The following is a 20,814-nucleotide window of genomic DNA, read 5'->3' as shown; positions in this document are numbered from 1 at the left end:
CCACATCAAAGGGAAGGGTCACAGCGATGGCAAGAATCGGCGTCCAAGCAATGATGCTTCGGGAGAGCTTCGAAGGCATTGGCCCTTTTGAAACGCTCCAGGGTTGCGGACATCGGGTACCGCGTCGTTGAGGTCTCCCAGATTCCCATGGATGCGACGAATGTCGCCGAGCTTGATCGGGCCCGCGGTGGGCTCGGGATCGAGTTCGCCGCGCTGTCGGCCCGGCGCCACCCCGTATCCGTTCGCGGTCGACGTCGAGCGCGCCATCGCGGATTGCCGTCGCCTCGGCACCGACATGCTGCGGATCGGCATGGCTCCGATGTCCGAGCTGCGCACCGAGGACACCGTGGTGGACTACGCGAAGCGCACGGAGAAGGCCCCCCAGTCGCTCGCGGGCGAGGACATCACGCTCTGCTACGACAACCACCACGTCGAGTTCGCGAAGATCAACGGGACCTTCATCTTGGACATCCTCGCCGAGGAGGCGCAGAGCATGGGGCGCGAGATCGACGTTCACTGGGTCCAGCGAGGCGGGCTCGACCCGGTCCGCACGCTGCAGAAGTACGCGGACCGCACCGCTATGGTGCACCTCAAGGATTACCGCATCGGGGCGCTTTCCGAGGATGGGGTCGAGGCGTACGACGCAAACCCGTGGAACGAGACATTCATGGCCCACTTCCTAGGCGTCGTGCAGTTCGCCGAGCTCGGCGAGGGCAACCTCGACTTTGCGTCCATCGTCCCGACGGCGATGGACGCCGGCGCCAAGTACCTGCTCGTCGAGCAGGACAGGCTCTACGGCCGGACCGTCTTCGAAGCCCCCGCCACCTCCCACCGCAACCTCGTGGCCCTCGGCTTCAAGGACCTTTTTTAGGCCCCGAAGCGTCCCAGACCGCCAGGGCGCTCAGTCCGCAAGCGGGCCGATGACCTCGACCGTTGCCGCGACACGTCCCTCTGTGGATGCACCACCCCGGCAATCTCTGCTGTCCATGATTGGGGCTGTCGCATTCTCAAAGATTCACAAGACTGAGTGATCCGGGCTGCCTTCACCGATGGCCTGGCCACTCGAGGAGGATAACCATGCGCATTCCAAAAACCGCGGCACCGAAGCCTCGGGATTCGCCGGCCTGAAGCATGCGCGCCATCCCCCCAGTCTTTCTCGCTTTCGAAGCGCACATTCAGCCGTTGGCCCCGAGGGGCGGCGGAATCTTCCCAAAGCCACTCGAGCGACCCTACCCGTCCACCGGTTTTGATGGCTCGATTTCCTCCTTGGCCTCGCCCTCCTTGGCAGCAGCAGCTCTGCATCAGCGAGTAAATCATTCTATTTGTGCCATTGACTAGGCACTCTACTTGTGTCATCCTCGAAGTGATTCATCTCACTTAGAGCAGGTTGGAAGGGCAATTGAAGCTTGAACACATCCTTCTCGGCGTCCTGGCCTCGCATCCGAGCACGGGCTACGACCTGAAGAAGTTCCTCGACACTCGCGGCCGCTTCATGCGATCGAACACGCAGATGAGCCAGGTTTATCGATCGCTCACGGCCATGGAGAAGTTGGGCTGGGTCACGTACGCCGTTGCCCCGCATCCCGGTGCCCAGGACGCCAAGACGTACCGCGTGACCGAGGAGGGGGCCACCGTCTTCCTCGACTGGCTGACCGGGCCCTACCAGCCGCCGTCGCGGTTCCAAGACCCCGAGTTCTTTGCGCGCCTGCGCTTCGCCGGCTTCATGAGCGCAGAGCAGGTGCTTCGGCTCCTCGACATGGAAATCAACACCCGGCAGGAGCAGATCGCCCAGTACCGGTTCCGGGACCGGCGAGAGCACTGGGCGCCGACCATCCCGTTCGACCCCGAGTTGGCCGACTCCATCGGGGAGAGGATCCACCATTTCGGTGCCGAGGCAATCGATGCCCACGTCGCCGCCATGATCGAGCTCCGCAAGGACCTCCTCGACGGGAAGCTGTCGTCGCGTTCCCTTACCGCACTTCCCGGCGACGTTAATTCTGCTGACGTCGCCCGCTGACCCGGCGGGACGACGTCGTTCGTTTACAGGGCGCCTTGCCGCCCCCGAAAGGACCATGATGAGGGCCATCATCCTCATGTTTGACAGCCTTAACAGGCACATGCTTTCCCCTTATGCCGACACCTTTGTCGAAACGCCGAATTTCGCGCGCCTCGCGGCAAAGTCGGTCACCTTTGAGAACTTCTACGCCGGTTCGATGCCCTGTATGCCCGCCCGCCGCGAGATGCACACCGGCCGCTACAATTTTCTGCACCGGAGCTGGGGCCCGTTGGAGCCGTTCGACGACTCCATGCCCGAGATGCTCGGCAGGGCGGGTGTGCACACTCACCTAGTGTCTGACCATCCGCACTACTGGGAGGACGGCGGTGCCACCTATCACCCCCGGTACACGACGTGGGAGTTCTTCCGCGGCCAGGAGGGCGATCCATGGAAGGGTGTTGTCGCCCAGCCGGCGGACGACGGCGGCGCATGGGACTCGCGCTCTGGCATGAAGCGCCAGGACCTGATCAACCGTAGCTACATGCCCACCGAAGCCGAACACCCCCAGACCCTCACCGTCGACGCCGGGCTGCACTTCATCGACACCAACCAGTCCGCGGACCAATGGATGCTCCAGATCGAGACCTTTGACCCGCACGAGCCCTTCTTTACCCCCGCGGCCTACAAGGCCATGTACCCGCATGATTACGACGGGCCCGAGTTCGACTGGCCTGGCTACCAGAAAGTTACCGAGCCCCAGTCCCAAGTGGACCATGCTCGCTACGAGTACGCAGCCCTTGTCTCCATGTGCGACAAGTCTCTCGGCCGGGTCCTGGATGCCATGGACAAGTACGACATGTGGAAGGACACCGTTCTGCTGGTCAATACCGATCACGGTTTCCTGCTCGGCGAGCACGGGTGGTGGGCGAAATCGGTCCTGCCGTGGTTCAACGAGCTGGTGCACCTGCCAATGTTCCTCTGGGACCCCCGCACTTCGGGGCGTGACACTCGCCGCGGCGCACTCGCCCAGACCATCGACATCGCCCCGACCATGCTCCGGTATTTCGGGCTCGAGCCGACGACGGACATGCAGGGCAGGGATCTCGCGATCGTGCTCGAAGACGACACCCAGGTGCGCGAGGCGGCACTTTTCGGAATCCACGGCGGTCACGTCAACGTCACCGACGGCCGATACGTCTACATGCGGGCTGCAGCGGACGCCTCGAACGCCCCGCTTGAGGACTACACCCTGATGCCCACCCACATGCGCTCACGGTTTGCTGTCCCGGAGCTCACCGCGTGGGAGCCCGCGGAAGCCTTCTCCTTCACAAAAGGCCTGCGCACCATGAAGGTCCAGGCGACCTCGCGCATGAACTCCTGGGCGCATGGAACCCTGCTGTTCGACCTTCAGACCGATCCAGGGCAAAATGCACCGGTCACTGACGACGACGCCGAGCTTCGCATGCTGCGGCTGCTCGCCGAGCTCATGCACGCAAGCGATGCCCCACCCAGTCAATTCAAACGGCTTGGCATTCCCTTCGACGCCGTCCCCGACAAGGAGCACCTCCTGGTCCGCGAGCAGGCGGAGCGCGCCTCGGCCGCCTTGGAGCCCCTCCCGCCCCTGGAGGAGTTCCTCGACGATGGTGCAGGGTTGAATACCCCGATCCTTGAGCTCCTGTTGGATCCGCGCTGCCGAAACATCCTCGAACGGCACGTCCCTGAGCTGGTCTCTAGCGAGTTGGTCAACATCCCCGCCCAGCTCACGCTCTACCAACTGGCACGGGTCAGCCCTATCCCGGCCACCCTGTTGGTCCAACTGGCGGAGGAACTGGCTCCTTCTCACACCGCCTGACCCGCCGGCTTCCGCCACTGAACCCATTGGAGTCGGTGGCTGAGAAACCGGGCGGTCTCAGCTTCCAGTACTGAAAACCGAAAGGACGCAAGGATGCTTTTCAAGTCCACCCCAATAGTCGCCGCCGCAGCTCTCGCCCTGGCCCTTGCCGGATGTTCCGGCTCCCCTTCGGGCGGCCCACAGCAGGCCTCCAAGAACCTGACCCTGGGGAATGTCTCGACTCCGACGACCTTTGATGCCAGCAACACCCGCTGGGCAAACGACTCCATCTACCTGCAGGCGGTCTATGACACGCTGGTGAAGATCGCCCCGAACGGCACCGATGTCCAGCCGTCTCTGGCCACCAAGTGGTCTTACAACGCTGACGAGACGGTCCTGACGATGACGCTCCGCAGCGATGTGAAGTTCACAGACGGGACGCCGTTCACAGCAGATGTCGCAGCCCAGAACCTGCTTCGCTACAAGCAGGGCACGGGATCCCTGGCGGTGCTTCTCACGGACGTGACCGATGCCAAGGCCACCGATGCCACCACTCTGGTGATCACTCTCAAGCAGGCAGACCCGGCACTCCTTGTCGTCCTGGGCCAAGCACCAGGGCTCGAAGAGAGCCCGAAGGCATTCGGAAGTGCGACTGCGAAGACCGTCCCCGTGGGGTCGGGCCCGTACACCCTTAACTCGTCCCAGACCGTGGTGGGCAGCTCCTACGTCTTCGATAGGAACCCGAACTACTGGGATTCCTCCTCCGTGCACTACGACAGCATCACCGTCAAGGTCTACAACGACCCGACCTCCCTGCTGAACGCGCTGCGCGGCAAGCAGCTCGACGCGGCGGCAGTGACCGATAACACCACGATCGACCAGATTAAGGCGGCTGGCTACACGGTCAACTCGCAGGAGCTGAACTTCTCGGGTCTGATGCTCTTAGACCGCGACGGCAAGCTCAACCCGGCCCTCGCCAACGTCAAGGTCCGCCAGGCGATCAACTACGCCATCGACGCCAACGCGATGCTCAAGGCCGTCGACAAGGGGTACGGGACACTGACCGAACAGGTCTTCCGACCCGGCAGCCGAGGATACGACAAGAGTCTCGACTCCACCTACAACTACGACCCGTCCAAGGCTAGACAGCTCCTGGCGGAGGCGGGCTACCCCAACGGCTTCACCCTCTCGCTCCCCACGAGCTCCGTCATCTCCCAGTCCCTGTGGCCGCTCCTGCAGCAGCAGCTGCAGGACGTCGGCATCAAGGTGAACCTCACCGACGTCGGAGCCGCGCCGAATTACATCTCGGCCCTTCTGGGCCAGAAGTACCCGGCAGCCTTCTTCCCTCTGCGCCGTGACCCCAGCGACTGGCTGAACATCCAGAACCTGATCTCCCCGAGCGCCGTTTGGAACCCGATGAAGCATTCGGACCCGAAGGTCAATTCGCTCATCAGCACGATCCAGACGACCACGGGTGACACCCAGGCCGCGGTGCTGAAGCAGCTGAACCAGTACATCGTGCAGCAGGCATGGTTCGACGTCTGGTACGCCCCGACCCTCAACTACGTCACGAACAGCACCACCAGTGCGACGATCAACAACGGCAACGCCTACCCCTACCTCTGGGACATCAAGCCGAAAGCATGATCCTGACGGGTCGCGCCACCCCACGGCGTGGCGCGTCTCCCAAGAATGGAGGACATTCTGATGGTTACGTTCATTGCCCGCCGCGTGCTCAGCGGCATCGTGCTCCTGGCGTCGATCACGGTGATCGGCTTCAACCTGCTCTACTTTGGCGGCGGTGACATCGCCAGGAAGATCCTCGGCGAGAGCGCTGATCAGGCGACGGTGGCGTCGAAGGCGCACGAGCTGGGCCTGGACCGTCCGGTGTTCGTCCGGTTCGGGGACTGGGTCTCCCACGCCGTCCGCGGTGATCTGGGCGCGTCGTGGTTCAGTGGTCAGCCGGTCCTGGATGCGATCGGCTCGCGGCTGTCCGTGACGCTGTCGCTGGTCACGGGAGCCATCATCCTCATCGCGGTCATCTCGGTGGTCTTGGGCGTGCTCGCCGCCACCAGACGCGGATGGGTTGACCGGATTGCCCAGCTTTTGGCGATCGTGGGCCACGCGATTCCAGGTTTCCTTTTCGCGGTGGGGCTGGTGCTCGTGTTTGCCCTGACGCTGGGTTGGTTCGACCCTACCGGGTACGTGCCGTTCCTGGATTCCCCCACGGGGTGGGCGAAGACCGTCACACTCCCGGTGATCGCCCTTGCCCTGGGCGGGATCGCGAGCGTCACCCAGCAGGTTCGCGGTTCCGTGATCGATGCCCTGCGCAACGACTACGTGCGGACCCTGCGCAGTCGCGGAATCCCTGCCCGCCGTGTTGTCCTCAAGCATGTCCTGCGTAATGCCGCCGGGCCTGCCCTTGCGGTCCTGGCGGTCTATTTCGTGGGTCTTCTTGGCGGGGCGGTGATCGTCGAGCAGGTCTTTGCCATCCCCGGACTCGGCCAAGTGGCCGTGCAAGCCACGACGCAGGGGGACATTCCGCTCGTCATGGGGTTGCTGGTCGCTACCGGCATCCTCGTCATCATTTTCAACCTCCTTGTAGACCTGGCCCAGGGCTGGCTCAACCCGAAAGTGCGTCTGTCATGAGTACACCCGTCCACGCCCCGGATCCCCAGCTCGCCATCGCTTTGCCGGAGGCCGCGGCCCAGACCTCCCTCTTGCGCCGCGTGCTGCGCAACCCGCTGGCGCTGGGTTCAATATTCTTCCTTGCCGTGGTCATCGTCAGCGCTGTTGCGGCCCCGCTTTTGGCGCCACACAACCCCAACACCGCCGACATCTCCGCGGTCCTGTCGTCCCCGGACGGCGGGCACCTTCTCGGGACGGACGGTGCAGGCCGCGACGTGCTCTCAAGGCTCCTCTTCGGTGCGCAGTTCAGCCTCGCCGGCGCGCTTGTGGCGCTGGTCACCTCCATGTTGATCGGCGTGACCGGCGGCCTGCTGGCCGGGTACTACGGCAAGTGGATCGACACCGTCTCGACCTGGGTCATCTCGATGCTGATGGCATTGCCTGCGATCATCGTCCTCCTGGCCGCGCGCGCCGTCGTCGGCCCTTCCCTCTGGGCCTCGATGCTGATCTTCGGCGTCATGCTGTCCCCGGCCTTCTTCCGGCTCGTTTACGCCTCGGTTTCCGCGGTCCGGAACGAGCTGTATGTGGATGCCGCCCGGGTCTCCGGCCTCAGCGACCGGCGGATCATCGGCATCCACATCCTGACCGTGGTCCGCGCACCCATCGTGGTCCAGTCCGCGATCGTCGGCGGCGTCGCCCTTGCTGTTCAGTCCGGACTTGAGTTCCTGGGCCTGGGCGACATCAACGTCCCCACCTGGGGACAAATGCTCAGCGACGGGTTCACCAACCTTTACACGGCCCCGTTGCTGATCATCTGGCCAGCCCTCGCGATCGGCCTCACCCTGATCTCGTTGACCCTCCTGGCCAACAGCCTGCGCGACGAGCTCGAACGCTCCAACGCGCCGCGCAAGCGCCGCCGCAAGCAGCATGCTGAACCACCCGCCGTGGCGGGCGAAGAAGTCATGCGGCACGACGACGGCGGTCCGGCCGGCGAGGCGGTCCTGCGGATCGAGAACCTTTCGGTCGGGTATGAGACGGGCGACGGCGGCACAAAGCGCGTGGTCCACGACGTCTCCCTCACGGTTGCCCGCGGCGAGGTCCACGGTCTCGTGGGCGAATCCGGTTCGGGCAAGACCCAGACGGCATGGTCGGCCCTGCGGCTGCTGCCCGAAGGCGGCAGGATCACGGGAGGCTCCATCTTCTTCCACGGGGACGACCTGGCCGCCTTGAACGAGAAAGACATGGAGAAGATCCGGGGCTCCCGCATCGCCTACATCCCACAGGAGCCGATGTCCAACCTGGACCCCTCTTTCACGATCGGCAGCCAATTGGTCGAGCCGATGCGGATCTGCCTCCGGATTTCCAAGAAGGAAGCAACAGATCGCGCCTTGGCGCTCCTGGCCCGGGTGGGAATCCCCAACCCCGAGCGGACGTTCGCCGCATACCCTCACCAGGTCTCCGGCGGAATGGCCCAACGCGTCCTCATCGCCGGGGCAATCTCCTGCAACCCCGATCTGCTCATCGCGGACGAGCCCACCACGGCACTCGACGTCACCGTCCAGGCCGAAGTGCTGGACCTGCTGCGCGACCTGCAATCGGAATTCCGCATGGCCGTCATCCTCGTCACCCACAACTTCGGCGTCGTTGCAGACCTCTGCGACCGCGTCTCGGTGATGCGGCTGGGCAGGATCGTGGAGACCGGCCCCACCCGGTCCATTTTCACCGACCCGCGCCACCCCTACACCCGCGAACTCCTCGGAGCCATCCTTGGCGAGACCAGCCCCCGCGGACCACTCGCCACCTTCGACGCCGGACCCAGTGCCAGCCCGTCCCGGAAGGGAGCCTTGCGGTGAACCAGCCACTGTTGGACATCCAGAACATCACGGTCGAATACCCTTCCAAGAGTTTCCGGTCCAAGCCCTTCAGGGCCCTCAGCAACGTCTCACTCGACGTGCGCGCCGGAGAATGCGTCGGCCTGGTAGGGGAGTCCGGCTCGGGAAAGACCACCCTGGGCCGCGCCGTCCTGGGCCTGGCACCCGTGACCGAAGGCAAGGTCCTCTTCCGCGGACAGGACATCGCCCACGCCGGCCGCTCCGAGCGCCGGGAACTGGCCAGCGACATCCAGGTCGTCTTCCAGGACCCCTACACCTCATTGAACCCGTCCCGGACCGTCGAGCAGATCCTTGCCGAACCGCTCACGGTCCGGAAAGTCCCGCGGGCTGAAGCATCCAAGCGCATCCAGGCGCTGTTCGAGATGGTCAGGCTCCCTGCGGACTCGGGGAACCGGCTGCCGAGAGAATTCTCCGGAGGCCAGAGACAACGCATCGCGATCGCCCGCGCCCTTGCCCTGAAACCACAACTCATCGTCTGCGACGAACCTGTCTCCGCATTGGACCTGTCCACGCAGGCACGCGTCCTGGAACTCTTCAAGGACATCCAGGAACAGACGCACGTCGCGTACCTGTTTGTTTCACACGACCTCGAAGTCGTCCGCCACATCAGCCACCGGGTGGCCGTCATGTACCGGGGAGGCGTCGTCGAATTCGGCGACGGCGACCAGGTCACCAGCGCACCCCGGCACCCCTACACCCAGCGGCTCTTCTTCGCCGCGCCCGTGGCCGACCCAGAAGCCCAGGCCCAACGCCGCGAAGAACGGCACCGGCTCCTCGCCGCCCAAATGGAAAAGACGCTCCGCGTCGCCTCCACCACCGACCGGCCGCTGACGATCGTCGGCGAAGCCACCTCCTCTGAGAACGGAAAGAACCCATGCCACTGACAGCAGACCACTTCGCCATCAATCCCCTCCAGTGGGTCGCGACCTCCGACGGCTGGATCGACCCCACGCTCGCGCCGGCCCTTCGCGAAAGGTTGACGGTTATCCGCGATGCCGGCTTCGGCGCGATCCAGACCGAAGTCCCGCGTGACATGACGCCCGCCCAGTACAGTGCCGTGCTGGCCGAGTACGGAGTGCGGCCCGGACCCGGCTACGTGAACATGCCCTGGAGCGAGGACGCAGTCGAGCGCCGCCGGCACCTTGACCGCGCACGCGGGCTGACCGTGCAGAACGTCGAGGCCGGGACGCCGTTGATGTTCCTGGCCATGGGAATGGCCAGGAACGCCGAGCGGGTCCTGCGGCCCGCCGTGGGGCACGCCGCGGACGAGTCGCACTTGAACCGGGTCCGCGACTATCTCGCGGAGGCCGCCGTCGTCATCACTGCGGAAGGCGGAACGGCGGCACTCCACCCACACATCGGAACGTGGGTGGAGACTCTTGACGAGGCCCGCTTCGTCCTCGACAGCACGGACGCCGACACCCTGAAATTCGGCCCCGACACCGGCCATCTCGCGTGGACGGGAGCCGACCCCACGGTTGCCATCGGAGAGTACGCGGAGCGGATCGGGGGCATCCACATCAAGGACCTCCATCACGAGACGGCGCGACGCAGCCGCGACGAGAAAATCGACTACAGAGCCACCGTGCTGGCCGGACTGTGGACCGAGCCCGGCCGCGGCGACGCGGACCTCGACGGAATCTTGAACTCCCTCCGCCCGGACTTCGACGGATGGGTAGTCATCGAGGTCGACCGGGCGAGCACCGACCCCAAAGAAAGCGTTGCCGCCAGCGGACGCTGGCTGGCCGAGTACCTCGGCTAGGCATCAAAGGCACCTTGAAGGAGGGGAGGTGCGGCCGCACCTCCCCTCCTTCAAGGTCCTCGCCAGCACACGACATGGCGCCGAGCCGATCGCGGGAAGCTTCCCCGTAAGGACGCTCGCCCTTCTCTTCGGGCATCAGGGCACAATCGGCGGCGTGAAAGCGAACGTGGCGCCCCCGTCCGGATTCTCCTGCGCACGGATCCGGCCCCGCTGGCGGGTGATGATCCGGTGGCTCAGGGGCGAGCCCGAGTCCGCCGTTCTCCTTCGTCGTAAAAGCGGCGGCCGTGCGGCGCTGAGCCCGATCGTCGGATTCAGCATCGAAGACAACGGCGTGGGCTTCACTGCGGAGAACATGACCTCGTTCGAGACGCTGGACAGCGACTACAAGTCGGGGATCGGTTGCCGTGGCGTGGGGCGTCTGCTCTGGCTCAAGGCGTTCGACAGAGTCTCGATCCGCAGCGCATACAAGGGGTGGGACCCAAGTTCGCCTGAAACCTGCCACGCTCCTCGCTGTCTCGGGGCGCCAGGGACGCTGGTGGCCGGTTCCTTGATCGAACTGGCCACCAGCAGCCTCTTGGGACTTGGTGTGTTTATGGTGCTGGGGTCCAGTGGGCCCCGCCGTCAGCGTAGGCGACCCGGCACTCTTCGTGCCAAACACCTAGAGTATGTCCGACGAATATATTCAGGACTGAAAGGCCGTTTATGCCACTCCGAGAGCCAGCCCGATCAGAAGCGGTCGAGTACGCGCGTAACGACCTCCCCGGCGACGTCGCCTGGCATGTGGACTACTTCGACTTCATTAGTGACCTGGAGCTTCGCCAGCGGATCGGGCAAGAGTTCTACGCCGCGAGATACCTCTACAAGCTCTGGGAGGGGTTGAGGGTCGACGGGAATTGGGCGAGGCAGGCTCAGGTTCAGTTGCAGGTCCAGCAGTATGCATCCATTTACGAGGCGTCCATCCACCACCTATTGTTCGTCGAAGCAGCGGACGCGCCTGAGGTTCAGCGCCTCTTTGAGTATGAGACCTTGATCGAGCGCTAGCTGCCTGGTCACATCATGAACCGGATTCGGGGGCTCAAGGGGGGCGACTCCGGCAGTATCGTCGGGGCGGTGCGCGTAACGCGCCGCACGCGGGATTCGAAGATCAGATTCGATAGCAAGGTGGCTGCGGCTGTGAGATTGGGAATCATCGACGAGGGACTCGGTAAAGAGATAGCCGGTTAGGCAGGCCGATCTCGAATGGCAGATTTCATTCGCCCGCGATGCGTATCGGCGCCTACAGCCTTTCAAAGACCAGGTGTCGAAATGGCTGACCGAGCGGGCATCGGCGAACGGGCACGATTAGGGGCTCTGAAGGGATTGTGCGTTAGACCGACTTGGCTGAGGATTCCCGGCCGCACGAAGAAGGGAGATCGATTCCTTGCGGACGTCGAACCTTTTATCGGTCCGCCCAGCTAACAGTCCGGAATTGCGGCCGGTCGGGGACCCGCAATCGGGCCGCCTTGGCCGCTTGTCGCTTAGCGAACCACGCCGTCGGTTAAGAGGTACCGCCAGGTTGAACACAAAGATCCGCGCGGCAGCTGGTGTCATAGGCGAAGTCGACCAACCCGCTCTGACAATAGACATCAACAGAGATGAGATGACCCTCGATGGAGTAATTTAAGGGCGCTGCCGTCAGATCCAGAGTGTTGAACGTACCCGGACTTCAGTCATGGTTACGAGGACAACGGCCGGCGGAGTTTTACCGAGAACCGGGCGTGAGCTGATCCGAGTCGGTTAGAGCAGTTCCAGGCCGGGTTTGGGGTTTGGCGGCCCGGCGGGGTTGGCTGCGTCTGTCTGGGTTGCGCCGGGGTTGCGGCGGGCGTTGTGGGTTGTCTTGGCGAAGTCCAGGAGGGTGGTGCTGAGGGCGGGGAGCTCGCCGGGGTGGAGGCCGTATTTGGTGAATTCGGCGGCGGGGAGTGTCCGGTGCCTGGCGATGGCGGCGCCGAAGGTTGGGAGGTCCAGGGTCGGGTCCCGGCGCTGGCAGGGGGTGATCAGTTGCTGGTGGGTGAAACGGTGGCTGGTGATGATGGAGTAGGCGTCGAGGTAGTCGCGGGCGTAGCCGCGTGAGTAGACGGCGAGCAGCTTGGACGCGACGGAGTCGTTCAGGGAGAGGATGGGGCCGATGTCGATGATGGCGGGGGAGTTCTCCCACCAGTCCAGTCCGAGGTCGATGACGACGGCTTCGTCGTTGTGTCCTATGGTGATGCTGGCGAACTCCTCGTATTGTCGGGTGATCTCGATCGTGTATCCGGCGGCTTCGAGGGCGGCTGTCATTTTCTGTACCGATGCGGCGAAGGTTGCCGGGGTGTGGCGTCGGTGGAGGGCGAAGAGGTCGATGTCGTCCGAGGGGCGTTCGGTGATGCCGTGTTCGATCAGGGCCTGGCCGCCGGCGAGGAGGAAGCCGTCGTCGGCCAGGACGTCGAGGGCGATCCTGGCTGCTAGACGCTGAGCGTCGTCCATGACGGGTGTTCCTTCGCTTCGCGGGTGGCGGGGAGCTGGGGAACGTGTTTTCCCAGAGCTGCCTGCACCGTGGAGGCAGGATCATGGTCGGCCAGAGGGCGGTCAGCCGTCCCGGGTGGACGATGCGGCAGATTTCTTCGATGGATCCGGAGTTCTGCAGGGTGAGTTGGTACAGCACCGAGCAGCTTCCGTCATCGTCCAGGTTGTAGCTTGTCTCCGGTCCCCAGTCCAGGTGCAGCGGGAGTTCGACCGAGCCGGTGGCGGGGCCGTGCAGGTCATTGAAAGCGCCCGGGACCAGGTACACGAGGGAATCGGCGATGGTGTGCGGGTGCTTGACCGGGGCTGTGACGTACTCGTGGAGCCGGGTACGGATGAGTTCGGACACGGACGTGCCTTCCCGCACGGCTTTGCGGTGGGCGTCGTTCCACAGTTCGTCGCTGACCCGGATTGTGTGCCGTGGCGTCCCGGTCGACATGGTGCGCTCCTCTCAGAGGGTTTGACCTTCACGACCAAGTCTACGCGGTGTCATGACACCCCGGGAAAGGGTGTCATGACATGGTTATACGGCTGCTCGGCGTTGCCAGGAAGGCCCCCACCGTGGTGGTCCGCCTGCTGACAAGGCGTCGAATCGCGATCGCTGCGGAAACGGGGTCGTAAGTTCGTAGCTCTACCCCGAGAGGTCGTAAGTCATACTGTTGAGCGGCCGATGTGGAAGCTTGCGGATTCGGATCGGCGGGTGTTGACAGTACTGTCAACACTTTTGGCTTCGGATTGGGTCGTACATCGGCCGGACCGGCCCGTACTCGGCATGTTTTCTGGACTTCCCTGTGTTGCCGGGGCCTGGAATGCGGTTCGAGTCCCAACTCGGGCATACTGTTTCCCCTCGTCAGAGGGGGTTTTTGCTTTAACGTGTGTACAAGGCTTGTGACCAGGTCCCTCTGACGCTGGTTCGCGGCTGTGGCCTGGCCGCCGCGGTGGCCTGTTCAGGTGTGTGGGTGGCGGGTTCAGGGTCCTGTGTAAGCGGCAACTTTAAACTGACCGGAGACGGCAAAACTGATTGACCGTTCGCGGCAGTGGTTTTGACCAGCGGCGGCAAGCATTTTTGAACAGCAGTCGGCCACTACGGGTGGCTTGGCGTGCCGGGATTCCCCCTTGTCCATTCCTCGTGTCGTTACGGGGAGAGCCCCTTCCTTCCGCGGTGAAATGGCGATGCCAATCGTGTATTTCACCCGTTGCGGGAAGGAAGGGGCTCGTTATGAAGTCTCCAGGAGAGTTCATGGAAATTTTAGCTGCTTACGATTTGACCCGGTCCTACCGGGATGCCGCGAAGATCTGCGGCGTTTCACACAATACGGTGCGCTCTTATGTGAAGGCCCGTCAGGAAGGCGCGCAGGCGCCGGTGGCCCGGCACCGCGGCCGGATGACCGACCCGTTCCTGCCGCAGATGATCTCCTGGGTCGAGCAGTCCCGTGGGAAGATCCGCGGTGATGTCGTGCATGAGAAGCTCCTCGCTCTAGGGTTCACCGGGTGTGAGCGGACAACCAGGACAACGCTGGCTGAACTGAAGGCCAAATACCGGGCCCGGAACGTGCGCGTGCACCGGCCCTGGACGCCGGAGCCGGGTCTATGGCTCCAGTTCGACTACGGGGATGGCCCCGTGGTTGACGGTGTGAAGACCGTGTTGTTCGTCGCTTGGCTGGCCTTCTCGCGGTTCCGGATCGTGATCGCCTTGCGGGACAAGACCATGCCGAGCGTCTTCGCCGCCCTGGACCGGACGTTTAGGCTGATCGGCGGGATCCCGACCTACATTTTGACTGACAACGAGAAGACGGTCACGATCGAGCACGTCGCCGGAATCCCCGTGCGGAACGCGCAGATCGTGGCGTTTTCCAGGCACTATTCGACGTCCATGCAGACGTGCATCCCGGCCGACCCGGCCTCCAAGGGCGGGGTCGAGAACGCGGTCAAGATCGCCAAAGCCGACCTCGTCCCCAAAGAGACGAACCTGCTGCCCGAGTACCGGTCCTTCGCCGAGCTGGAGGCTGCGTGTGAGGCGTTCATGGAGGAGGTGAACTCGCGGGTTCACCGGGCCACTCTGGAGATCCCCAAGGACATGCTCCGCGTTCTCGAACGTCCCCGGCTGCACCCGGTCCCGGAAACCCCCGTCACGGCCAGTTTCGGCCACACCCGCCAGGTCCCGCCGAACACGCCCATGATCACCTTTCAGCAGTCCCGGTACTCCGTCCCGCACACCCTGATGGGTGAGATGGTCTGGGTCCGCGGCACCGAGACCGAGGTCGTCATCGTCCACGTCGGGGACGCCGGCCCGGTGGAGGTCGCACGGCACCAGCTCACCCGCCCAGGGACCCCGGCGATCATCGACGCCCATTTCCCGCCGGCCCCGTCCGGTGCCCTCGAACGGGTCATCCGCCCCACCAACAAGGCCGAGGAAGAGTTCCTGGCCATCGGCGCCGGCGCCGCGCTCTGGCTCAAGGAAGCCGCCGCTGCCGGAACCCAGAAGATCCGGCACAAAATGGAACGCGCCGTCACCCTGGCCAAGGTCCTGGGCGCCGGCGAGGTCGACAAGGGCCTCGGGGCGGCAGCGGTGCACCAGCGCTTCACCCACGAGGACCTGTGCTCCATCGTCAATACCGCCGGCGGCACAGGCCACACAACCGGCACCACCCGCACCGTCACCGACCAGGGCCAATGGTTGAGCCAGGGCACCGGCTCCTGGGCGAATTTCGGCACGACACCCACGACCGCCCCGACCACCGATCCAGTCGTTGACGGCGATTTTGAAGGAGCCCTCGATGAGCGCTGACACCATGTCCCCGCCCCTGACCGACGCGGCGGTGGAGCAGGTGATCGCGCTTATGCGCACGACCCGGATGCCGCACGCCCGCGCCGTCGTCGCCGATGTCCTGGCCACCGCGAAAGCCCAGCGCTGGGACCCCACCGAGGTCGTCCGTGTCCTGCTCGAAGCCGAAGCCACCGGTCGGAACGCCTCGATGCTGGCCACCCGGCGCAAACGCGCAGGTTTCCCCTCCGGGAAGACCTTCGATGTCTGGGACGAGGCTCTGTCCACCCTCCCGGCCGCAACGACATCGTTCCTGCGGACGCTGGAATGGGTGCGGCGGCGGGAGAACCTGATCGCGTGCGGGCCCTCCGGCACCGGCAAAACCCTGCTGCTGGAGTCCTTGGGCCAGCAGGCCATCGACCAGGGCATGTCCGTGTCCTGGCTGAGCATGGAAGACCTCGGTGCGCTCGTGCGCCGGCACCGCATCGATGACAGCGTGAACAAAGCCATCACCCGGGCCACCAACGTGGATTTGATCTGCATCGATGACATCGGCCTGCTGCCGGTTTCCGCGGACTCGGCCGAGGGCTTCTACCGCGTCGTGGAGGCCTCCTACGAGAAGCGGTCCCTGGCGATCAGCTCGAACATCCACCCCTCCGGGTTCGATGAGCTCATGCCCAAAACCATCGCCACCGCGACCGTTGACCGGCTTCTCCACCACGCCCACCTCTGCCAAACCAGCGGCGAGTCCGTCCGGCTCATGCAAGCCCAGAACGGGAAAGGAACCCGCCCCATGAACTAACCCCAAACCCTGGTCAGGCGCACTGAAACCCGGCATGCCCGGGGCGCCTGACCCTGTCCAAAAATACTTGCCGCGACCGGTCAATCACTTGCCGCCAGCGGTCAAACCAACATGCCGCCACCGGTCACTTCTAAGTTGCCGTTGACAGTCCTGGCTGGTGGGCCGTCCGCCTGCTCTGAGGTGCGGTTATGCGGTTCCTCGTTCCGGTTCGGTCAGGTTGGTCCTGGATGGCCAACACCAGTTCATGGTTCAGGGTCCGGGGTGCAACATGATGAATCCGACCTTGGCTCCGAAGTTTCTTGGAAAGCTACTTCCGGCCGCAAGGGGGAGCTGGGCCTGTCCGCTTGTCCTGCCAAAGGGGCTGTGGACAGTGTCCACACTTACGTCTGCTTTATGGAAGTGCCCATGGCGGTCCGCCCCTGAGCCTTCGACGTATATGCACTCAATGCATGTGCGGGCTCTGAGCTCCGGAGCTGCATGACCTGGCTGTTTACAGTCAGGCGTGCCTGCTGTTGCTTTGCGCTGAATGTCTAGCGTCGACAAGGATGTTATGCGGATTTGAACCGCGAGGCTACAGACTCACGCATAGCGGCGACATCAACGTTGCCGGCTGTCTCCTCTGCAAGCACTTTGGCCAGTCGTTTCGGCCAGAGCACGTGAATGCCACGCGTCGCGAATGCGCCCCCGATCAGGGGCCAGTCGGCTTCGACGAAGCACAGCGCCCCGGTGACCGGCACCTCCCCGACGAGTTCGCGTACGAGCCCGACCTGTTTGAGCACCCCGTCGAGCAGCTTCGAGCAGTCGCGCCGGCCCACGAGGAGCTTCTCGACGCGTGGCCGCAGGATGCCGCCCTCGATCTTCAGCTCGGGTCGCCCCTCGTACCGCTTGGCATCGATCACCCAGATTCCACCCGGAGTGATGGCTATGTGGTCGATGTTGGCCTTCGATCCGGGGGTGCGGCGGTCGTGAAGGACCGCGATGCCGTTGGTGGCCAGAGAGTCGAGCCTGGTCCCGAGGAGTTCCTCGCCAACCGCACCCCGATCCCAGGCCTTGGTGCTTTGCCGCTCGTCGGAGAGAGCCACGGCGAGGCCGCCCAGGCGGCCCCATTTCTCCCGGAGCCTCTCCTCATCCTTGGCTTTGCGGCGCTCGTATTCACGTCGGGCCGACGACCCGGCTACTCCGGACTCGGCGGGCGATGAATCCTCAGCAGGTGGTTCGAGATCTGCGGACTTGGCCTTAGAGGCGCACTCCAGGCAGCGGACGGTCCTTGTTTCGGTTTCGTAGATCGCTTTTGTGCCGGGAGAAGAGGGGCACCGCACACCCGGCATGCCCCGGGGTACCGGAGCCTTACCTGCTTCATGACGGTGCGGATAGGATCATCGCGATGTTCCCATCGGCATCCACCTTTGGCCCTGCGAGGAGATCGGACACATTGGTCCTGACCGAACGGAAAGTGCTTGGAGTGGAGATTACGGCCTTTGGGACGGGGTTACGCGTTGGCATGATCCAATTCTCACCCGCAGCGGCGACATTTTGTGGATGTGCTGCGTGCCCGATATACCAACGACATTGCGGACTGTTCCGGTGACGGATCCTCAACCGGACGACCGTGAGAGGCTGAGTGAATGATTCTGCGTGGGGGCCGTGACCACGAGAGGGAAGGGGTGTGCCGTTTAGCGGTCTTAGCCCCGACGCCAGCGGTTGAGCACCTCGCCCACTTTTTCACGGACCCCTCGCGGGCTTTGTGCCGGGGCACGCCCGCCATGAGTAGTGCGTCGTAGTCGGTGTCGTGGTGGCGAATGGAGGCCACGACGGCCAACTCCAGAGCCTGTTGGTAAAGGCGCTGTCCCTCGGCGGTGCGTCCGACCCGGCCGCGCCCCGTGCCGCGGTGTGCGCGGCGATCGCGGCAGCACCCTGAGGGGGGATATCCGGGCAGCAACCGGCTGATCTCCGCAGCCATCCGGTCCGCGAGCTGGCTGTCAGCCTCGCGGTGCCGCTAGCTCAAGGGCCTTCGCTGGCAGGGTCGGCGCGTTCGAGGCGTCGATTACCGCATCGAGGGGAAGATCCGGCAGTTCATCGGCACCCCAGACGCCATCGAACCTCAGGGTTCAGGCGAAGTCGAGGGAGCGTGGGGACCCTCCCATCTGGGTGCCGATGCGCGGCGATGCCGTCGCGTCCTGCACGGGTGTGGATGACCGATTCCTCGATCCAGTGAAGGGTGGCGGGTGACGGCGTCATGGTGGGTCTGCAGGATCTGGCCCTGGAGGGCGCGGGGCTTAGTGCCCAGAGCACGGACACGGATTTGGGGACGCTGAAGGTGAGGTCGAATCCGGCCACGGCCCGGCGCGTTGCGGTTTGTGCTTGGGTGTTTTGGACGATATTGGGCTGGCCTGCGGTCGGCCCAGGGGAGTGCCGGTGTCCCGGTGGGTGACGTCGTCGAAAACAGCCTACGCGTCGGTTTCCGTGTCGAGATCACCGGTTGTTCGGACGATGCCGTCCAGTCCGGAGCCGAGCCAGAGCCCCGGCGTGTTGTGCAGAACCGCTGCGAGGTGCGAATCGGTTCGAAGCCTTCGCCACATTCGTTGCAAGCTATCTTGTCCATGTTCGTTCATCAACCTCGGATCCCTAGGCTGCGCCATGAATGAACCGAAGGTCCTGCTGCGGTCGAGGTCGGGGTGTCCAGTTCCACTTCGCCGCGCCAACTCCTGGAACGGTAAATGGAACTGGACACCATGAAGTCACGTGGCGAGCTAATGGGTCGCTGCAGGCGCCTCCACGTTGTGGGCTTCTTCTTCGACCTCGACGAGGGCCTCCATGACCGCGCCGCGCCGGTCCATCGGTGTCGACTTTCTGAAGGTCATAGCCGCAGCAAAGGCGACCGCGCCCGTGATGACGATGAAAATGATCCCAGCATTCCATGAAGAAATGGTCGGTGCTGTGGTGCCAGGCACGGTGCTCGACGCCAACACAACACCTATGATCGCGGTGCCATTGGCGCTGAAGAGGGTGCGCCCGACCGTGAAGATCAGACCGACGGCCTCGCTCGTGTCGCGGGCGGACACGTTCTCGACGATGACAATCGGAATGCTTATGGTGAGGAACACTGACCCCACCGAGCCGATCACGATCGAGACAATGGAAAGGGGGAGGCTATGGGTCGACATGAAGAAGCCGGAATATCCCAGGGTTCCGAGCAGGGCGCCCAAGGCGAGTATCAGCTTTCCCCCAAACCTTCCGGCGACCCGACCTGCCACCGGTGACAGGATGAACGCGATCGCTCCTGAGATCAGCCCGTACAGTCCGGCTTGGGTCGGAGTCAGGCCGAGGCCGACAGGAAGCTTCGTCGGGCTTTGCTGGAGGATGGGGGTGAGCAGGCTGGGCGCCGACAGGATACCGAGCGATACAAAAGCGGTGGCGACGAGAGCAAGAATCAATGAGCGCTTGCGGAACAGCCGCAGGTTGAACATCGGGGTCTTGATTCGCAGTTCCCAGATGATCCAGAAGGTGAAGAGGAGCGCTCCGATAACGATGAGGCCGACGACCAACGGGCTAGCGCCCTCAGTGCGCGACGTTGTGAACCCGTACAGAATTGCTGCAATTGCTGGGGCCATCAAAATGCCGCCCAACACATCCACCCGGCCGGGTTCCGCCACGGCAACAACCGACTTGGGCAGTGCAAGTGCGACCAGGATGGACACGATCGCCAGGATGGCCGAGGCGATGAACATGCTGCGCCAACCGCCGGCGCCGAGAAGGATGCCTGCCGCGACGCCTCCCAGCGATCCACCGATCAGACCGATGCCCGAGGTCAGGCTGATGAGAACCGACACTTTGGAAGGGGGCGCAACCTCGCGGGCGACGCCGATAAGCAGCGGAAAGAGGCCTGCGCTGGTTCCCTGCAATGCGCGACCGATCAGCACGCCCTCCAGGTTGCCGGTGATCACGCTGATGATCGAACCTGCAGCGGAGATCAGCATCAGAATGATGAGGATCTTTTTCCGGCCGTAGATATCCCCGAGCCGCCCCGAAATTGCTGCTGTGCCTGCTCCGGTTAGCAAGAAGATCGTGATCACCCAGGAGATCGCGGATGCATCGGCTTTGAAGGCAGCCATGAGTGTGGGGATGGCCGCGAACACCATCGTCACTTCAAATATCGGGGTGAGTTCGATGGTCATGAAGATCGCAACGATCAAGGCGAAAGGCCTAACCGCGATTGACCGTGTGAGGGGCGTAGTCATTTCGTTCCTAACTTCCTTGTTAGTGAATGTGAAACTTGTTAGTGAATGTGAAAGCGTTCTCTTTAGCGAAACGAGGGTTTCGTTGTGTGATTTGCACCATGCTGTCACCGTCAAAGTGCCCTGTCAAGAGCGCGACGCGCCGTTCCGGGTCGACCGCTGTGCCCAATGTCAAGCGCGCGTCCTGATCCTGGCGGGCCCACGTTGCCTCGGACTGGTTGTTGGGCAACTTGATCAGGGCCGGAAGGCCGACGGCCGCGGCCAGGCTCGCGCGGCGTGGGGAGGACATGCTCTTTGCAGCAGCCATCTGCATCATCCGTGCAGCAGTTTCCGAATACGTTCCCTCCGGAGGAGCTACTTCGGAGG

18 protein-coding genes are annotated in these 20,814 nt (G+C 63.9%); 12 read left to right on the top strand and 6 right to left on the bottom strand.

Features of this window, described 5'->3' with window-relative positions; translation table 11 throughout:
* Positions 1-160: 160 nt before the first annotated feature.
* The 9 genes from OW521_RS00660 (at position 161) to OW521_RS00620 (ending at position 11,150) form a co-directional block, all read left to right on the top strand.
* Positions 161-871, top strand: a complete 711-nt coding sequence (locus tag OW521_RS00660; protein ID WP_268022069.1) for a sugar phosphate isomerase/epimerase family protein — start codon at positions 161-163, stop codon at positions 869-871.
* A 528-nt stretch (positions 872-1,399) separates the two neighbouring features.
* Positions 1,400-2,017, top strand: coding sequence for a PadR family transcriptional regulator (locus OW521_RS00655; protein WP_268022067.1), 618 nt, complete (start codon positions 1,400-1,402; stop codon positions 2,015-2,017).
* A gap of 55 nt (positions 2,018-2,072) precedes the next feature.
* On the top strand, positions 2,073-3,848 hold the full coding sequence (locus OW521_RS00650) for a sulfatase (protein WP_268022065.1): 1,776 nt from the start codon (positions 2,073-2,075) through the stop codon (positions 3,846-3,848).
* A gap of 93 nt (positions 3,849-3,941) precedes the next feature.
* Positions 3,942-5,474, top strand: coding sequence for an ABC transporter substrate-binding protein (locus OW521_RS00645; RefSeq protein WP_268022063.1), 1,533 nt, complete (start codon positions 3,942-3,944; stop codon positions 5,472-5,474).
* Positions 5,475-5,534: 60 nt separating this feature from the next.
* Positions 5,535-6,476 carry an ABC transporter permease gene (locus tag OW521_RS00640; protein ID WP_268022061.1) on the top strand — a complete coding sequence of 314 codons (942 nt, stop codon included), beginning with the start codon at positions 5,535-5,537 and terminating at the stop codon, positions 6,474-6,476.
* The gene (locus tag OW521_RS00635; protein WP_268021921.1) at positions 6,473-8,308 is read left to right on the top strand and encodes a dipeptide/oligopeptide/nickel ABC transporter permease/ATP-binding protein; all 1,836 of its coding nucleotides are present in this window, start codon (positions 6,473-6,475) and stop codon (positions 8,306-8,308) included. The genes OW521_RS00640 and OW521_RS00635 overlap by 4 nt, the downstream gene beginning before the upstream one ends.
* The gene (locus OW521_RS00630; protein ID WP_268022060.1) at positions 8,305-9,231 is read left to right on the top strand and encodes an ATP-binding cassette domain-containing protein; all 927 of its coding nucleotides are present in this window, start codon (positions 8,305-8,307) and stop codon (positions 9,229-9,231) included. The genes OW521_RS00635 and OW521_RS00630 overlap by 4 nt, the downstream gene beginning before the upstream one ends.
* Positions 9,222-10,109: a sugar phosphate isomerase/epimerase family protein gene (locus tag OW521_RS00625; RefSeq protein WP_268022059.1), complete on the top strand. Its 888-nt coding sequence runs from the start codon at positions 9,222-9,224 to the stop codon at positions 10,107-10,109. The genes OW521_RS00630 and OW521_RS00625 overlap by 10 nt, the downstream gene beginning before the upstream one ends.
* 702 nt (positions 10,110-10,811) lie before the next feature.
* The gene (locus tag OW521_RS00620) at positions 10,812-11,150 is read left to right on the top strand and encodes a hypothetical protein (protein ID WP_268022058.1); all 339 of its coding nucleotides are present in this window, start codon (positions 10,812-10,814) and stop codon (positions 11,148-11,150) included.
* Between the two features lie 735 nt (positions 11,151-11,885).
* On the opposite strand, the gene OW521_RS00615 is transcribed toward OW521_RS00620, so the two are convergent.
* Entirely contained in the window at positions 11,886-12,611 is a 726-nt protein-coding gene (locus tag OW521_RS00615; protein ID WP_268022057.1) for a nucleotidyl transferase AbiEii/AbiGii toxin family protein, read from the bottom strand.
* A 1,255-nt stretch (positions 12,612-13,866) separates the two neighbouring features.
* Here OW521_RS00615 and istA point away from each other — a divergent pair.
* Both istA and OW521_RS00605 read left to right on the top strand, forming a co-directional pair.
* The gene (gene istA, locus OW521_RS00610) at positions 13,867-15,435 is read left to right on the top strand and encodes an IS21 family transposase (RefSeq protein ID WP_268020404.1); all 1,569 of its coding nucleotides are present in this window, start codon (positions 13,867-13,869) and stop codon (positions 15,433-15,435) included.
* Positions 15,425-16,213, top strand: a complete 789-nt coding sequence (locus OW521_RS00605) for an ATP-binding protein (protein WP_326493961.1) — start codon at positions 15,425-15,427, stop codon at positions 16,211-16,213. The genes istA and OW521_RS00605 overlap by 11 nt, the downstream gene beginning before the upstream one ends.
* Before the next feature lie 548 nt (positions 16,214-16,761).
* Here OW521_RS00605 and OW521_RS00600 read toward each other — a convergent pair.
* Together OW521_RS00600 and OW521_RS24270 are read right to left on the bottom strand one after the other, a co-directional pair.
* A complete protein-coding gene (locus OW521_RS00600; RefSeq protein WP_268022055.1) occupies positions 16,762-17,541 on the bottom strand; it encodes a nuclease-related domain-containing protein in 780 nt (259 codons plus the stop codon).
* Positions 17,542-17,726: 185 nt separating this feature from the next.
* Positions 17,727-18,038 (bottom strand): DUF2293 domain-containing protein, encoded by a 312-nt coding sequence (locus tag OW521_RS24270; RefSeq protein ID WP_442781289.1) that lies wholly within the window; start codon positions 18,036-18,038, stop codon positions 17,727-17,729.
* On the opposite strand from OW521_RS24270, the gene OW521_RS00595 reads away from it, so the two are divergent.
* On the top strand, positions 18,003-18,131 hold the full coding sequence (locus tag OW521_RS00595; RefSeq protein ID WP_268022053.1) for a hypothetical protein: 129 nt from the start codon (positions 18,003-18,005) through the stop codon (positions 18,129-18,131). The two genes, OW521_RS24270 and OW521_RS00595, sit on opposite strands and share 36 nt — an antisense overlap.
* 155 nt (positions 18,132-18,286) lie before the next feature.
* On the opposite strand, the gene OW521_RS00590 is transcribed toward OW521_RS00595, so the two are convergent.
* The 3 genes from OW521_RS00590 to OW521_RS00580 form a co-directional block, all read right to left on the bottom strand.
* The gene (locus tag OW521_RS00590; protein WP_268022051.1) at positions 18,287-18,550 is read right to left on the bottom strand and encodes a relaxase domain-containing protein; all 264 of its coding nucleotides are present in this window, start codon (positions 18,548-18,550) and stop codon (positions 18,287-18,289) included.
* Between the two features lie 413 nt (positions 18,551-18,963).
* Positions 18,964-20,451, bottom strand: a complete 1,488-nt coding sequence (locus OW521_RS00585) for an MFS transporter (protein WP_268022049.1) — start codon at positions 20,449-20,451, stop codon at positions 18,964-18,966.
* A 19-nt stretch (positions 20,452-20,470) separates the two neighbouring features.
* A complete protein-coding gene (locus OW521_RS00580) occupies positions 20,471-20,755 on the bottom strand; it encodes a hypothetical protein (RefSeq protein ID WP_268022047.1) in 285 nt (94 codons plus the stop codon).
* Between the last annotated feature and the right edge of the window lie 59 nt (positions 20,756-20,814).

Origin of the sequence: Arthrobacter sp. MMS18-M83 (genome assembly GCF_026683955.1) — a bacterium.
Classification (GTDB): Bacteria; Actinomycetota; Actinomycetes; order Actinomycetales; family Micrococcaceae; genus Arthrobacter.
The sequence above is the reverse complement of the archived record's forward strand: the minus strand, read 5'-3'. Positions and strand labels throughout refer to the sequence as shown.